General features: G+C 67.9%; 12 protein-coding genes. 3 read left to right on the top strand and 9 right to left on the bottom strand.

The annotated features are described in order from the left end of the window. Positions 1-92: 92 nt before the first annotated feature. The 8 genes from O3I_RS18590 to O3I_RS18555 form a co-directional block, all read right to left on the bottom strand. Complete coding sequence (locus tag O3I_RS18590) at positions 93-878, bottom strand: IclR family transcriptional regulator (protein WP_014984500.1); 786 nt, start codon at positions 876-878, stop codon at positions 93-95. A 12-nt stretch (positions 879-890) separates the two neighbouring features. Then, complete coding sequence (locus tag O3I_RS18585) at positions 891-2,732, bottom strand: putative nucleotidyltransferase substrate binding domain-containing protein (protein WP_014984499.1); 1,842 nt, start codon at positions 2,730-2,732, stop codon at positions 891-893. 7 nt (positions 2,733-2,739) lie between these two features. Continuing rightward, positions 2,740-4,296: a GMC family oxidoreductase gene (locus O3I_RS18580; RefSeq protein ID WP_014984498.1), complete on the bottom strand. Its 1,557-nt coding sequence runs from the start codon at positions 4,294-4,296 to the stop codon at positions 2,740-2,742. Continuing rightward, positions 4,289-5,818 carry an APC family permease gene (locus O3I_RS18575; protein ID WP_014984497.1) on the bottom strand — a complete coding sequence of 510 codons (1,530 nt, stop codon included), beginning with the start codon at positions 5,816-5,818 and terminating at the stop codon, positions 4,289-4,291. The genes O3I_RS18580 and O3I_RS18575 overlap by 8 nt, the downstream gene beginning before the upstream one ends. Positions 5,819-5,880: 62 nt before the next feature. After that, positions 5,881-7,362 (bottom strand): aldehyde dehydrogenase family protein, encoded by a 1,482-nt coding sequence (locus O3I_RS18570; RefSeq protein ID WP_014984496.1) that lies wholly within the window; start codon positions 7,360-7,362, stop codon positions 5,881-5,883. Between the two features lie 6 nt (positions 7,363-7,368). Beyond that, entirely contained in the window at positions 7,369-8,520 is a 1,152-nt protein-coding gene (locus O3I_RS18565; RefSeq protein ID WP_014984495.1) for an aromatic ring-hydroxylating oxygenase subunit alpha, read from the bottom strand. Continuing rightward, positions 8,517-9,665, bottom strand: coding sequence for an N-methyl-L-tryptophan oxidase (gene solA, locus O3I_RS18560; RefSeq protein WP_014984494.1), 1,149 nt, complete (start codon positions 9,663-9,665; stop codon positions 8,517-8,519). The genes O3I_RS18565 and solA overlap by 4 nt, the downstream gene beginning before the upstream one ends. A 5-nt stretch (positions 9,666-9,670) precedes the next feature. Beyond that, entirely contained in the window at positions 9,671-12,124 is a 2,454-nt protein-coding gene (locus O3I_RS18555; protein ID WP_041562700.1) for a GcvT family protein, read from the bottom strand. Between the two features lie 195 nt (positions 12,125-12,319). Between O3I_RS18555 and O3I_RS18550 the strand changes: the two genes are divergently transcribed. Genes O3I_RS18550 through O3I_RS18540 form a run of 3 tightly spaced genes read left to right on the top strand, consistent with a single transcriptional unit; the run spans position 12,320 to position 14,921 of the window. Next, entirely contained in the window at positions 12,320-12,667 is a 348-nt protein-coding gene (locus O3I_RS18550; RefSeq protein WP_014984492.1) for a bifunctional 3-phenylpropionate/cinnamic acid dioxygenase ferredoxin subunit, read from the top strand. After that, entirely contained in the window at positions 12,664-13,827 is a 1,164-nt protein-coding gene (locus O3I_RS18545; protein ID WP_014984491.1) for an NAD(P)/FAD-dependent oxidoreductase, read from the top strand. The genes O3I_RS18550 and O3I_RS18545 overlap by 4 nt, the downstream gene beginning before the upstream one ends. Positions 13,828-13,835: 8 nt before the next feature. Next, positions 13,836-14,921, top strand: coding sequence for an S-(hydroxymethyl)mycothiol dehydrogenase (locus O3I_RS18540; RefSeq protein WP_014984490.1), 1,086 nt, complete (start codon positions 13,836-13,838; stop codon positions 14,919-14,921). 6 nt (positions 14,922-14,927) lie between these two features. Here O3I_RS18540 and O3I_RS18535 read toward each other — a convergent pair whose 3' ends face one another. Further along, positions 14,928-15,494 (bottom strand): hypothetical protein, encoded by a 567-nt coding sequence (locus O3I_RS18535; protein WP_141691777.1) that lies wholly within the window; start codon positions 15,492-15,494, stop codon positions 14,928-14,930. Between the last annotated feature and the right edge of the window lie 63 nt (positions 15,495-15,557).

Genomic DNA, 15,557 nt, shown 5'->3' with positions numbered 1-15,557 from the left:
CATATAGCGCAACAACTGCCCTATATGCGACTCAGTATTGTCGGCGAGCGCGCGCGTTGTCAACGCCGGAGCGCATCCGGAAACGCGGTCTGTCAGCCGTAGTAGCCGAGCCTGCGGCTGATTTCCGCGGCGCTCGCGATCGCCAGTTCCGCCATCGCGGCGAAACGGTCCGGGCCGAGCCGGTAGGACGGGCCGGACACGCTCAGCGCGGCGACGATCACGCCGTTGTTGTCCAGCACCGGCGCGGCCACCGCGTTCAGCCCGATCTCGAGCTCCTCGCACACGCTGGCCCAGCCGTTCTCCCGGACCTCGACCAGCTGGGTCGCCAGCTCCGCGACCTTGGTGACGGTATGCGGCGTGTAGGCCGTCAGCTTGGTGCCCACCCGCTTGCGCATATCCGCCGGTTCCAGACCCGACAGCAGCACCTTGCCGCTGGACGTGGCGTGCGCCGGGCAGCTCTGCCCGACCCAGGAGCGCAACGCGATCGAGCCGGTGCCCGCGGCCTCGACGATGTTGATGATCCGATCACCGTCCAGCACAGCGATATTCGTGGTCTCCCCCGATTCGGCGGCCAGTGCGTTGCACGCGCCCTGGCTCTGCCCGACGAGATCGACCTGGGCACTGGTGGATCCGGCCAGCCGGACGATGGAGAAGCCGAGCCGGTATTTGCCCCGATCGGACAATTGCTCGACGTAGCCGCGCGATTCGAGCACGGCGACCAACCGCGACACGGTAGATTTGTGCACGCCCAGTTCGGCGGCGATCTCCGTGACGCCGGCCTGCCCGAGCTTGGCGATGATCTCCATCACGAGCAGTGCGCGGTCGACGGACTGCACCGCGGCCGCCCGCCCTCGATCCTCGCCGTCTCGATTCGCCATGACACCGCCATTCTAAGCCGAGGTTGCTGCGCGGACACGGACGCGTCGCTGGACGGCGGCTGTCTCGCGCAGCGCCTCGTTGAGCAGGCTCCGATTCAGCGGCGACAGCTCCGACATCACCACCACGTCACCGGGGCGGTGGCCGGCGGACAATTGCCCGACCTGATGCACCATCCGCATGCGCTGCAACGTCACGAAAACCTCGGTGAGCAGGGTGGCGTCACGTTCGGAGAGCACCCCGGCCGCGGCGGCCGCACTGAGCCGCTCCGGTGTGCTCGCGGCGGTCAGGCCTGCGGCGAGGCCGCCCCAGCGGGCCAGGTTGACGATGGGCACCAGCGCGTGCGTCTTCAGATCGAACGTGCCGCCGCGCCGCGAGAGCACATCCCGCAGCGACCGGGCACGAACCTTCCCGGACAACGCGTCCAGCAATTGCAGGCGCAAGGCGTCGGGATGTTCGGCGGCCATCCGTCCGAAGGCCGCGGGCACCGCGCGCAGCCGGGGATCGCCCCACACCACGCGTCCGTCGATGAGCAGCGAGGACATGATGAGCCCCCGCCCGTGCAGCGGGTCGTCGAGCCAATGGGCCGCGGCCGTCGTCCATTCACGCTGCGAGCGGGCGAATTTCGGCTTGGCGGCGATCGCCCCGTTACTGTCCGCGGGTAGCCCGCACGCGTCCAGGATGGCGTGCGTGCGCTGTGCGATTGCGCGCAGTTGTCCACTCGCGGTGGACAACTCATCGACCCAGCACAGCGCGCTGTCCACATCCGAGGACGGCATCGCCTCGCGCCGGGCGATGCTGCCGAGGGTCAGCCAGGAGAATCCCCCGGCGGGGGCGTCCGCGAATTCGGCGCGCGCGAGCTCGAGCGCCTTGCGGATCACCGCATCGACAACGACCGACAGGATGCCGCTCGTCGCCGATGCTTTGGTGCCGTTGCGGAACAGATCCACGGTGGTGCCCGGGATGTCGCGAGCCACCCGTTGCAACTGCGCCGGTTCGGTCGCCGCGCCGATGGCCAGGCGTAGCGTGAAACTCTGCCGGGCCGAGGCCGCGAGCAGATCCGAGTCCTCGAGCACGCCTAGTACCTCGCCGCGCCGGTTGACGACCGGGAGGTGCCGCAACCCGCAGTCGAGCATCTCCATCAGCACGGCCTCGCCGGTCAGGTCCGCGGTGACCCGGCGGGCCGGCGCGCTCATCACGCGCGAGATCGCCACGTCGACCGGTAAGCCCGCCGCTACCACCCGGGCACGCAGATCCTGGTCGGTGAAGATACCGAAGTCGCCGTCCGGCAATCGGATCAGCACCGACGAGACGTGCCGCTCGGTCATCCGGACCACCGCGTCGCGAACGCTGGTCTCCGGCGTCACGAAAACCGGTGCGCTCGAGACGAGTTCACCGGCCGGACGGCTGCCGAGCGCCGGCGAGACCGGGGCGCGGTTGCCGGACCAGGTCTTCCAGTTCGACGAGGCCAGGAAGGCGAGTCCGTCCGGTTGCGCGAACCACACCCGGACCAGTTCGCCCGGGAGCCGGATCAGCAGACTGGGTTCGATGGCCTGCGCGATGAATTCGGCGCTGCCGCCGGTGAGCAGCGGCACGTAGCCGAAGATTCCGCCGCGCTCGACGGTGTCGATGATGCGATCACCGTCGGCGCCGCCGCTGGGCCGCAGCGCGACCCGCCCGTGCCACAGCATCCAGATATCGTCGGGTACCTGCGCCGAATAGTCGCGGATCACGGCGCCCGCCGCGAATTCGTGCACGGTCGAGGCCGCGGCCAACCGGTCGAGGTCGGCGCGCGGCATCGACTGGAACGGCGCGTGTCCGCCGAGGAACGCCGCTAGTTCGCCCTCCGCAGGCATGTCCGGCTCACGTCGCCCTGATGAGATCCGCGCACTTCTCCGCCATGGCCATGACAGTAATGTTCGGGTTCACCGCGGGCAATTTCGGCATCGCGGACGCGTCCACCACCCGTAATCGCGACACCCCCTTCACCCGTAGCTCGGGATCGAGCACCGCCATCGGGTCCTCCGGCGCGCCCATCCTGGCGGTGGCGGCCGGGTGATAGACCGTGTTGTGCGTGGCATGGATATAGCTCAGCAGTTCGTCGTCGGTGGTTGCCTCCGGTCCCGGTGCCAGCTCCCGGGCGATCCACGGCCGCAGCGGCGACTGCTCGGCGATCTTGCGCGCCAACCGGATTCCGGCGAGCATGACCCGTTCGTCGTGGCCGTCGGGGTCGGTGAAGTAGCGCGGATCGACCTTCGGGCGGTCCCGGAAATCCCTGCTGCGCAACCGCACCGTGCCACGCGAGCGTCCCTGGGTGACGTTGGGCGTCAGGCAGAAGCCGTTGTCGGTGGTCGGATAACCGTGGCGCAGCGTGTTCATATCGAACGGCACGCTGCCGTAATGCATCATCAGGTCCGGCAGGCGCAGGGTGTCGTCGGTGGTGGCGAAAAGACCGATCTCCCACCACTGGGTGGACGTGTCGACCATCGGCCGCGCCGCCTCCCAGAACACCAGTCCCTCGACATGGTCGTCGAGGTTGGCGCCCACGCCCGGAGCGTCGACACGCACCGGGATGCCGATCTCGCGCAGCTGCTCGGCGGGCCCGATGCCGGAGAGCAACAACAGTTTCGGCGTATCGATGGCGCCCGCGGTGACGACGACCTCACGCCGGGCCGAAACACTGTCGTAGCCGGTGCGATCGGGCCGCTGATACCGCACACCGGTCGCGTTGCGCGCGTCGTCGAACAGGATCTCGCTGACCCAGCAATCGGTGCGCACCACCAGATTCGGGCGCGAATCCAGCACGGGATGCAAATACGCGTGCGATGTCGACATGCGCGTGCCGTCTTCCGCGGCGTTGATCTGGAACCATCCGGCGCCGTTGCGCACGGTGGCGCCCCGGTTGAACTGCACGGTCGGCAGGCCCACCGCCGCAGCGGATTCGAGCACCGCAACCCCGCACGGGTCCGCGGGCGGCACATCGCGCAGCCGGACCGGACCGGTGCGGCTGTGCTGCGGGCCGGGGGCGTCGTTGTTCTCCAATCGTGTCACGTAGGGCAGTACCTCGGCCGCACTCCAGCCTTTCGCGCCGAGCGCGGCCCACTCGTCCAAACCCTCTGCGGGCGGCCAGAAAGCGATACACGAGTTGTGCGAGGAACATCCGCCGAGCACCTTCGCGCGGGCATGCCGCAGAAAACTGTTCCCGCGTTCTTGTGGCTCGATCAGGTAGTCCCAGTCGTAACCGGAATCCAGCAGGTGCATCCACCGGTCGAGTTCGAGGATGGCCCGGTCACCGACGTCGGAGGGGCCCGCCTCCAGCAGGCACACCGACACGTCGGGGTCCGCGCTGAGCCGCGCGGCGAGCACGCAACCCGCGGTACCGCCACCCGCGATCACATAGTCGAACACCGAGTCAGACATCGTTGCGCACCTCCGCGGCGTGTGAAGCAAGCGTTCCGATTCGTTTGCGGCCCTTGATCCCGTACCAGGCGAGTCCGGCCGCGAGGATCGCGCCGATATAGACGAAGGCACCCCAGGTGTTGTACCAAGGTGTGCCGTAGACCGATTGGCGCGGCCAGGCCAGGTTCAACGCCATGCCGACACCCCAGACCACGGCGACGATATTGACCACCATGCCCCAGCGTCCCATCGTGAAATACCCGCCCGCGGCAAGCTCTTTCGGCGGCCACTGCCCGCGCAACCGCCGCGTCAGCATCGGTCCGGTCACCATCAGGTAGGCCAGATAGATCATGATGATCGCGATCGAGGTCAGCACCGTGAAGATCTTCGGCTGGCCGATGTTGACCACCAGGATCAACGCGGCGAGCACGCCGATCAGGACGGCGGGGATCACCGGCGTCTGCGTCTTCGGATGCACCCGGGCCAGCTTCTCGCCGAACGGCAACGCGTTGTCCCGGGCCATCGCGAAGGTCAGCCGGATGGCGGCGGTGTGCACGGCCAGCGAGCACACCGTCACCGCGATCACGATGCAGCACAGGAAGATCGTGCCCAGCGGGCCCCACATCACCTGTTCCACGATGTATTGCAGGCCGCCGCTGGAACTGCCGATCTGCGGGTCGGCCAGATCGGGCGCCGCCATCACCGCGAAGGCCAGGATCGCGCCGCCGATCACGAACGAGGCCAGCACCGCCCGCAGGATCGCCTTGGGCGCCGTGCGCCGCGGCTCCACGGTCTCCTCCCCCAGCGAGCTCGCGGTGTCGAAGCCGTACATCACGTACCCGGAGGCGAGCGAGGCCACCAGGAACGCGCCGAGGTAACCACCGGCCTCGCCCGCGCCGTAGCCGTGCGTCGAGAAGAACACCTGCGGGCCCCGAGTCGCGTTGGCCGCCAAGATGATCGCGATCAGCACCGCCGCGATCAGCTCGATGAACACGCCCGCGCTGTTGATCATCGCCATCAGCCGCACGCCGAGCGCGTTCACCGTGGTGGTGAACACGATCATGAGGGTGCCGAGCAGGACCGCGTTGGTGGCGTAATCGTATTCACCGGAGCCGTCGCCGATGATCTGGAAGCCGCTCCACAGTCGCGGCAGATTCAACTGCAGCGCCAGCACCACCGCGGCCAGCGTCACGATCGAGGCGGTCAGCATCAACCAGCCCGAGGACCAGCCGACGATTCTGCTGCCGAGTTGCTTGGACCAGTTGTAGACCGACCCGGCGACCGGGTAGCGCGCGGCGAGTTCCATGAAGCACAGTGCGACCGCCAGCTGCCCGACGAAAACGATGGGCCACGACCACAGATACGCCGGACCCGCGCTACCGAATCCGAAATAGAACAACTGGAAGGTGCCGGTGAGTATCGAGATATAGCTGACGCCGGCCGCGAAGCTGGCGAATTTCCCGATACTTCGATCAAGTGATTCCTTGTATCCGAAATCTTCCATTCCGCTGTCGTCGGACACACTGCGTTCCGTGGCTACCATTGTCTACCGTGCCTTCCGCGGTTGGCCGTACGGGCTGTCCGGCCGAGATCTACAACTTGTGCTCAGACGCCCTTGAACCACTCCGCCGGCTTCGGTGCCGTGTTGTGCCAAATGTGTTTGATTTCCTGGTATTCGGCCAGGCCGGTCGGGCCGAGCTCGCGCCCGTTTCCGGATTTCTTGAAGCCGCCCCATTCCGCGGCGGCGGTGTAATAACCGAAGTCGTTGAGCCACACCGTGCCGTGGCGCAGCGCGCGCACCACCCGCTCGCCGCGGGCCGGGTCCGACGTACGCACCCCGGCCGCCAGACCGTACTCGGTGTCGTTGCCGAGCCGGATCGCCTCGGCTTCGGTGCGGAACCGTTCCACCGTCAGGATCGGGCCGAAGGTCTCCTCCTGCACGATGCGCATCGACCGGTCGCAGCGATCGAAGATCGTCGGCAGGTAGAAGCTGCCCGCCTGCAATGCGGGATCACTCGGCCGCGCCCCGCCGGTCACCAGCTTGGCGCCCTCCGAGATACCCAGCGCGACATAGGCTTCCACCTTCTCCCGGTGCTGCTCGGAGACCAGCGGCCCGGTTTCGCTGGCCGGGTCGAGGCCGGGGCCGACCCGGATCCGCTCGGCCCGGCTCGCCAGCTCGGCGACGAAATCGTCGGCGATCGTCTCCTCCACGATCAACCGGGTGCCCGCCGAGCAGACCTGCCCGGAATGCAGGAACACGCCGGTCAGCACCTGGTCGACCGAACTCGCCCAGTCGGCGTCGGCGAACACGAGGTGCGGATTCTTACCGCCGAGCTCCACCGCCACCTTGGTGACGTGCTCGGCGGCGACCTTGCTGATCGTGCGGCCGGTCGCTAGGCCGCCGGTGAACGAGATGAAGTCGACGTCGGGCGTGCCGGTCAGCGCCGCACCGAGCACCGCACCGCTGCCCTGGACCAGATTCAGCACCCCCGCGGGCACCCCCGCCTCCTCGGTGAGCCGCGCGAATTCGATCGTGCTCAGCGGGGTGACCTCGCTCGGCTTGAGCACCATGGTGCAGCCCGCGGCCAGCGCGGGCGCTACCTTCCACGACATCTGGAGCAGCGGATAGTTCCACGGCGCGATGAGCACGCAGACGCCGATCGGCTCGCGGACCACGCGGCTGAGCACCGCCGGGTCGCCCACGTCGATCAGCCGGTCGGCCTGCACCGCGATCGCGCTCGCGTAGTAGCGGAACACCGAGATCACATCGTCGATGTCGATCTCGCTCTCCACCAGGGTCTTTCCGGTGTCGGCGGTCTCCAGCCGGGCCAGCCGGTCCTTGTCGCGGGCCAGCAGATCGGCGATCCGCAGCAGCAGGGCGGCCCGCTCGGCGACCGGCGTCGCGGGCCAGCTGCCCGCGTCGAAGGCCGCGCGGGCGGCGGCGACGGCCGCCTGCGCGTCGCGCGGGGTGGCCTCGTCCACCGTCGCCACCACCGAGCCGTCGGCCGGATCGATGATCTGCCGCACGCCGCCGTCTTCGGCATGCGTCCATCGACCATCGATCAGCAGATCCGGATCACCGTTCATCTCACGTCACCTCACGTCACCGATACGACAGGACAACCACTCGTGGAACTCCGCGATGTGATGCTCGGCGGGCACGAGCACCCCGCCCTTACGGTAGGCGCGCGAGGACATGGTGGGTTGCGTTCGCTCGCATGCCGCGAAATCCTGCTCGTTCACCCGATGGAACAATTCGACGGAGCGGGACACATCTCGTCCCGCGGCGACCACATCCTTGGTGTACAACCAATCGCATTCGACGATAGTGCGGTCCGCGGACATCGGGAACATCCGGTGGAAAATAATGTGGTCCGGGACCAGGTTGACGAAGACCGTCGGCCGGATCGTGATGGCGAAGTAGCGGCGGTCCTGTTCAGGAGTAACCCCCGGCAGCCGATCGAAACCCGGTGAACCGTCGACAGTGAATCCGGCGATTTCGGCGCCGAATTCCGCGCCGTGACCGACGAACACCTGCGCGGCCAAGCCCTGCGCGAATTCGGGCAGCACCTCGGTGAGTTCGGGATGGATGGTCGCGCAGTGGTAGCACTCCATGAAGTTCTCCACGATGAGCTTCCAGTTCGCCGCCACGTCGTAGACCACCCGGCGGCCCACCGCCAGGGTCTCGATCTCGTAGGCGTCGATCGCGGCCGGGTCGCCGAGCCGTTCGGTGACCGCACCCACCACGTCGTGCTCGAACACCGGTGGGTCGTCGGCCAGGCAGACCCACGCGTAGCCGAGCCATTCGCGCAGCGCGACCGGGATCAGGCCGTAGGCGACCCGGTCGATATCGGCGCCGGTCGCGTCCTTCAGCGCCGCCATGTTCGGCGCGGCGACCAGTCTCCCGTCCAGGCCGTAGGTCCACGCGTGGTACGGGCACTGCAGGTTACGGCGCACCTGGCCCTCGTCCTCGGTGCACAGCATCGCGCCGCGGTGGCGGCAGATGTTCAGGAAGGCGCGCAGGGCGCCGTCGCGACCGCGCACGATCAGCACGCTCTCCCGGCCGACCTGCACCCGTTTGAACCGCCCGGCCTGCGCGAGATCCGCGGATCTGATGGCGCAGAACCACATTCGTTCGAACAACTGCTCCTGCTCGGCCGCGAAGACAGCGTCGTCGACGTACCACTTGCCACCGAGCGTCGGGATGAGCGCCGGGGTGGTCACCGGCGGCGGATCGGTCATCATGTGGTCACCAGCCTTTGCGGGTCGAAAAGCGCGATGGGGTGCGTGGTCGAGCCGTCGATGACCAGATCGGCCAGCACCTCACCCACCACGGGGACGAATTTGAAGCCGTGCCCGGAGAAGCCGCAGGCGATGGTGACCCGGGTCCCGCCGGGATGCCGGGCGATGACGAAGTGCTCGTCGGGGGTATTGGAGTACATGCAGGTCGCGGAGTGCACGCACGGCCCGGCCAGCGCGGGCAGCAACGCGGAGACCCGGGTCCGCATCTCCTCGATCTCGTGCGGGTGCACCACCCGGTCGATGGTGTCCGGGGTGCAGACGATGCCCTTGCGGAAGAACGCCATCTTCACCCCGCCCGCCGGGCCGTCGATGGCGGGGAAACCGTAGATCTGCATGCCGGAGGCGTCCTCGGCGATGTAGATCGGCTCGCCCTCGAAAGCCGCGGTCCCGCCGATCGGATCGAGCCAGTACAGCACCTGACGTTCGATGGTGATCGGAATGCCGAAGTCCGCCAGCAACTGTGGCGCCCACGCGCCGGGGCAGACGACGAGTTGCTCGGCGCGATACGTGGCGCGCGCCGTGGTCACGGTGACGCCGGAAGCGGTTTCGGCCCAGCCCAGCACCTCTTCGCCGAACGACAGTGTGGCCCCGGCCCGTAACGCCAGATCGATGTGCGCCTGCACCGTCACCTCGGGCCGGGCGAACCCGCCGTTCGCCTCGTACACCGCGATGTCGTCGTCAGCGGGCGTGAAGTTCGGGAACCGCCGGCGGATCTGCGCCGCGTCCCAGACCTCGTGCGGCAGTGACCATTCGCGGCTGGCCCGCAGGCTCCCCGCGACCGTGAGACTGTCCGGCGGGCCGAGGTACAGACCGCCGGTGAGCCGGAACACCTCTCGGTCGGCGTCGGCCGCCAGCTTCGCCCAGAGCTCGTAGGACCGCAGCAGCAGCGGCACATAGGCCGGGTCCTCGAAGTAGGACTGCCGGATGATGCGCGAACCGCCGTGGCTGGAACCGCGATCGTGCGCGGGGCCGAACTTCTCCAGTCCGAGCACCCGTTGCCCGCGGGCCGCCAGGTGATACGCGGCGGCACTGCCCATGCCACCGACACCGATCACGATGACGTCGTAACCCTTTGTCGCCGTGGTCATCACGCTCACCTCCTGATCCGGGACATCTCCGGGTCCACCACCGGTTCGGCGTGCACCGTCGCGGACCAGCGGGTACCGAGGTACTCGGCTTCGACCGGATCCCCCACACCCACGGTCGCGGGCAGCCACGCGTAGGCGATGGTGCGTTCGACGGTCGCCGAATAGCCCGCGCTGGTCACGTATCCCGCGCACCCGCCGTCGACGTACACCGGCTCCTTGCCGAGCACCACCGCGGCCGGACTGTCGAAGACGATGCTGCGCAGCACCATTGCCGGGGCGGGCGCCTGTTCCAGCGCGTCCCTGCCGACGAAATCGCCCTTGGTCATCCGCACCGCGAAATCGAGACCGGCCGCGGCGGGCCGGTGCTCCGCGGTCATATCGGTGCCCCAACTGCGGTAGCCCTTTTCGATCCGCAGGCTGTTGAACGCGATCCGGCCGGCCGCGATGGCCTCGTGCGCACTGCCCGCCTCCCAGAGCAGATCCCAGAGCGCGCTGCCGTATTCGGCGGAGGCGTAGATCTCCCAGCCGAGTTCACCGACGTAGGACACCCGCATCATGGTGACCGGAATCGCGCCGATATACGTCTGGAGTGCCCGGAAGTACTTGAACGATCCGTGTGCCAGGTCGCCGGAACACAGGGGCTGCACCAGATCTCGGGCGCGTGGTCCCCACACGCCGATACAGCAGGTGCCGCCGGTGATGTCCCGCAGCTGGATCGCCCCGTCGGCAGGCAGGTTGCGGGTGAACCAGTCGAAGTCCATCGGGCCGTTGGCCCCGACTTGGAACCGCTGCGGACCCAGCCGCGCCACGGTGAGATCGCTTCGGATACCGCCTGTTTCGTCGAGCAGCAGCGTGTAGGTGACCGAGCCGACGGTCTTGTCCAGGTTGTTCGTGGTGAGCCGCTGGAGCAGCTCGAGCGCCCCGGGGCCGGCCACCTCGTACCGGGTCAGCGGCGTCATGTCGAACAGTGCGACGTGCTCCCTGGTCCAGCGCGCCTCGGCGATCGAGATCGGCGACCAGAACCGGCTCGACCATGCGTCGCGCTCCGGGAACGGCACACCTTCGTCGCGAAGCCGTTGCGCCAGCCCGGCATTGGCCTCGTACCAGGCCGGGCGCTCCCAGCTGCCGCCCTCGAAGAAGAACGCGCCCAACTCCTGCTGGCGGGCGTAGAACGGGCTGGTGCGCAGGCCGCGCAGCTTCGTCCGGAACTGGTGCGGATGGATGATGTCGTAGACCTCGACGAAAGCCTGTGCGCTCGTCTCCAGAATGAACTGTTCGCTGCGTGCGACGTCCTCGAAACGGTAGAGATCGCATTCGTGCACGTCGGTGCTCGGCGCGCCCTCGATGATCCATTCCGCCGTCGCCTTCGCCACGCCTGCCGAATGGGTCACCCATACCGCCTCGGCGACCCAGAAACCGGCGAGGTCGCGGTGCTCCCCCATGATCGAGAAGCCGTCCGGAGTGAACGAGAAGATGCCGTTGAACCCTTCCTCGGGCTTCGAATCCCCCAGTGCGGGCAGCAGTTCCATCGACGCGCGCCACGCGGGCGCGAAATCCGCGTCGGTGAACGGCAGCATCGAGGGCATGGCCTCGCCCGCGGTCGCCGCGGCCAGGGTGGACATGTTCACCGGCATCGGCGCGTGGCCGTAGTAGCCGATGCCCATCCGGTCACCGTGCTCGCGATAGTAGAGGTCTTGATCCTGATGTCGCAGGATCGGCAAGGCGGCCGTACCCGGTGCGCCCGCGCGCTCGGCCAGGGTCGCCAGACTCCCGGTCTTGGCGTATTGGTGCGCCATCGGCACCAGCGGTACCACCAGGCCGGCCTGCTTCGCCAGCTCCGCACCCCAGAATCCCGCCGCGCACACGACAATATCGGCGGGAATGGTTCCCTCGGCCGTGACGACGCCGACCACCCGCCCGCCGCGCTCGGCGATGCCGAGCACCTCCTGGTCGGGCAGGAAGCGCGCGCCGCGTGCGGTCGCGGACCTCGCCTGGGCTTCCACCGCCCGCACCGCATTCGCCAAACCGTCTGTCGGAGTGTGGAATCCGCCGAATATGCGGTCGCCGTCGAGCAACGGATAGAGCCGCACGCATTCTTCGGCGCTCAGCAAACGCCCTTCGATACCCCACGATCGGGCCCAGCCCGCCTTACGGTGCAGGTCTTGCCAGCGCTGCGGCGTGGTCGCGACCTCGAGACCGCCGACCGGATCGAACGCGGGCCCGGCCGGGTGATCGAGTCCGCGGAATTTCTCGGTGGTGTAGCGGGCGAACTCGGTCATCGTTTTCGACGGATTGGTCTGGAACACCAAACCTGGTGCGTGCGAAGTGGATCCGCCGGTGACGAACAGTGGTCCGCGATCGAGCACGGTGATATCGGCCCAACCTCGTGCGGTCATTTCATCGGCCAGCGATGCCCCGACGATCCCGGCTCCGATGACGACAACTTTCCGGTGAGCCAAAGGGTGCCTCCGTTGTTGCTAGTAGCGCAACGAATTCGTATTACGCAACAAATAGTCCGCCTTGCACCGCGTGCTGTCAACCGCTGGAAACCGGCCGTTCACCGGGCGATTCCAGGGTTGACGCCTCCGCGACACCGATGCACACTGTTGCGTATCGCGATTTCTGTTGCGCTCTAAGCAACTCATGGAGGGTTTATGGAATCCCTTGCCAACCACACCGCGACCTCCGGGACCGAGCTGTTCGTCGCACACCTGACCGACCTGCCGGTCGGCGAGGCCGCCACCGTGCACCCCGACGGCGGCGCGCCGATCGCGGTATTCCACACCGAGAGTGGGCTTTTCGCGATCGATGACACCTGCACCCACCAGGATGCGTCACTGGCCGACGGTTGGGTGGAGAATTGCACGGTCGAATGCCCGTTGCACGAGTCATGTTTCGACTTGCGCACCGGGCAGGTCTCCGGCCCGCCCGCCAAAATCGGTGTGCGCACCTACCCCGTGCGGGTGCTCGACGGTGCCGTCGTGGTCGCGGTCGAGCCGTGAGCGTCGTCGTCATCGGCGCGTCGCTGGCCGGGTTCTCGCTGGTTCGCGAGTTGCGCGAGCGCGGCTATGGTGCGTCGATCACCGTCGTCGGGGATGAAGTGCACGCCCCGTACGACCGTCCGCCGCTGTCGAAGGAATTCCTGCGCGACGACGTCGATCTGACCCTCGGCGAGGTCGGTGACGATCCGGGGACCCGCTGGACCCTCGGTCGCCGAGCGGTCGAAATCACCCGGACCGCAACCGGTCCCGGTGTCACACTGGACGACGGAACAGTGGTCACCGGGCGATCGCTCGTGCTCGCCACCGGCGCCCGCGCGCGTCCGCTGCCCGGCACACCGGCGCTCGACGGAATTCACACGCTGCGCACCGTCGACGACGCCCGCGCGATCCGGGCCTCGCTGCGCGCCGCCCGCGCCGTCGTAATCGTCGGGGCAGGTCTCATCGGCTCCGAAATCGCCTCCACCGCAGCGTCTCTCGGCGTGCAGGTGACCGTAGTGGAGGTCGCGACCACACCATTGGCAGGCGTCTTCGGTCCGCTGCTCGGCGCGCTGTGTGCCGACCTGCACGCGGCCAACGGAGTGCACCTGCGTACCGGCGTCGCCGTCGCGGAGTTCCATGGTGGGAGCAGGGTCGAGGCCGTGCAACTCACCGACGGCACCGTGTTGCCCGCCGATACCGTGATCGTCGGCATCGGCGCGACACCCAATACCGAGTGGGCTCAGCATTCCGGACTGCGGATCGACAACGGGTTCCTGACCGATTCACGGTGCCGCACTTCGATTCCCGGCATCTTCGCCATCGGCGACTGTGCTCGCACTTACCACGACGCGCTGGGCGGGCACCACCGTAGCGAGCACTGGTCCAACGCCACCGCCCAAGCCCGGATCGTTGCCGCGGCCGTGCTCGGTGCACCCGCCGACCCAGCGCCGACCCCCTATTTCTGGTCGAAGCAGTACGGCCACATGATCCAATTCGCGGGCGAGCACCACGCGGGCGACACGCTCCGATTCCTCGACGGCGACCCCACGACTCCCTCGTGCACCGCGCTCTACGAACGCGACGGCGAACCGGTCGCCGTGTTCGCGATCGACAACGCCCGCCTGTTCACCCGCTACCGCAAACAGATCGAGCGGCGGCCCGCGGCCGTCGCCACCCCGTAGGAGGATTCGTGTCCGAAACCGTTCGCGGCGTCATCGCGCGCAGCAAGGGAACCCCGGTGGAACTCGTGGACGTGGTGATCCCCGACCCGGGCGCCCACGATGTCGTGGTGCGTGTGCAGGCGTGCGGGGTCTGCCACACCGACCTGCACTACCGCGAGGGCGGTATCAACGACGAGTTCCCGTTCCTGCTCGGGCACGAGGCCGCGGGCATCGTGGAAACCGTCGGCGACGCGGTGACCCATGTGGCGGCGGGAGATTTCGTCGTGCTGAACTGGCGGGCCGTCTGCGGCGAATGCCGGGCCTGTCGGCGCGGGCGTCCGTGGTACTGCTTCGCCAGCAGCAACGCGAGCCGGAAGATGACCCTCGCCGACGGCACCGAGCTGTCCCCCGCCCTCGGCATCGGCGCGTTCGCCGACAAGACCCTCGTGCACGAACGACAGTGCACCAGAATAGATCCCGGCACCGATCCGGCCATCGCCGGATTGCTCGGGTGCGGCGTGATGGCGGGCATCGGCGCGGCCATGAACACCGGCGCGGTCTCGCGCGGAGACAGCGTGGCGGTGATCGGGTGCGGCGGTGTCGGCGACGCGGCCATCGCGGGCGCGCACCTGGCCGGCGCCAAGTCCGTCATCGCGATCGACCGCGATCCGCGAAAGTTGGCCTGGGCGGCGGAATTCGGCGCCACCCACCGCATCGATGCCAGTACCGAGGACGTGGTCGAGCGGATCCGGGAGCTCACCGACGGCTTCGGCGCCGATGTCGTGATCGATGCGGTCGGCCGTCCCGAAACCTGGCAGCAGGCGTTCTATGGACGCGACCTCGCGGGCACCGTGGTGCTGGTGGGCGTTCCGACGCCGGACATGACCCTCGACCTGCCGCTGATCGACCTCTTCTCCCGCGGCGGTGCCCTGAAATCCTCGTGGTACGGCGATTGCCTGCCCGAACGCGACTTTCCGATGCTCGTCGACCTCTACCGGCAAGGCCGCCTGCCGCTGGACCGTTTCGTCACCGAGCGCATCGCACTGGACCAGGTGGAAAAGTCCTTCGAAGCCATGCACCGCGGTGAGGTGCTCCGCTCGGTAGTTGTCTGGTAGGCCGGGCTAAGACTCTTCGGTGAACCGGTACCAGTGCCCTTCGAACGGCTCGTATCCGATCCCCGGGGATTGCGGCGCGCCGAGATGCGGCGGCGCGGTTTCCGGGAAGTAGGCGAAACCGCGTTGCGAATTCGATTCTCCGCCTTGGGTGTAGAACAGGCAGCCGCCGTCGCGGCGGGTGACGAAGGTGATCGTGTAGACGCCGAGGCGGGTGCGCTGCCCGGGGTTGTTGCAGTCGACCGCCTGATCCTGCAGGATGCCGCGGGACAGCTTCCACCCCGTGTCCTCGGGAACGTTGTACCAGACGAGCGCACCGAACACGGCCAGCACGACCAGCGCGATGAGGCTGTAGAAGAACGACCGGTAGCGCACCAGGCCGAACAGTCCGAAGAGCAGCGCGACCGCGCCCAGCACGCCGATCGCCAACCACAACACGACTTTGGTGGGGAAGGTTCCTTCGGCGGCCAGCTGCCAGAACAGGGCTAGGCAGCACAGCAGGATCAGGGCGGTCAAGAGCCCCATCCAGAGTACGAACCAACCTGGCGTGCGACGCGCGGTCGTGGCGGTGCTCACGATGATCAAGATACGGGTGCGGGCGGCCACGGACAACGAAATCCCCCAACCCCCGCCCTAGCG

The sequence above is a fragment of the Nocardia brasiliensis ATCC 700358 genome, from assembly GCF_000250675.2.
Lineage (GTDB): Bacteria > Actinomycetota > Actinomycetes > Mycobacteriales > Mycobacteriaceae > Nocardia > Nocardia brasiliensis_B.
This window is presented reverse-complemented; position numbering and strand designations above follow the sequence as displayed.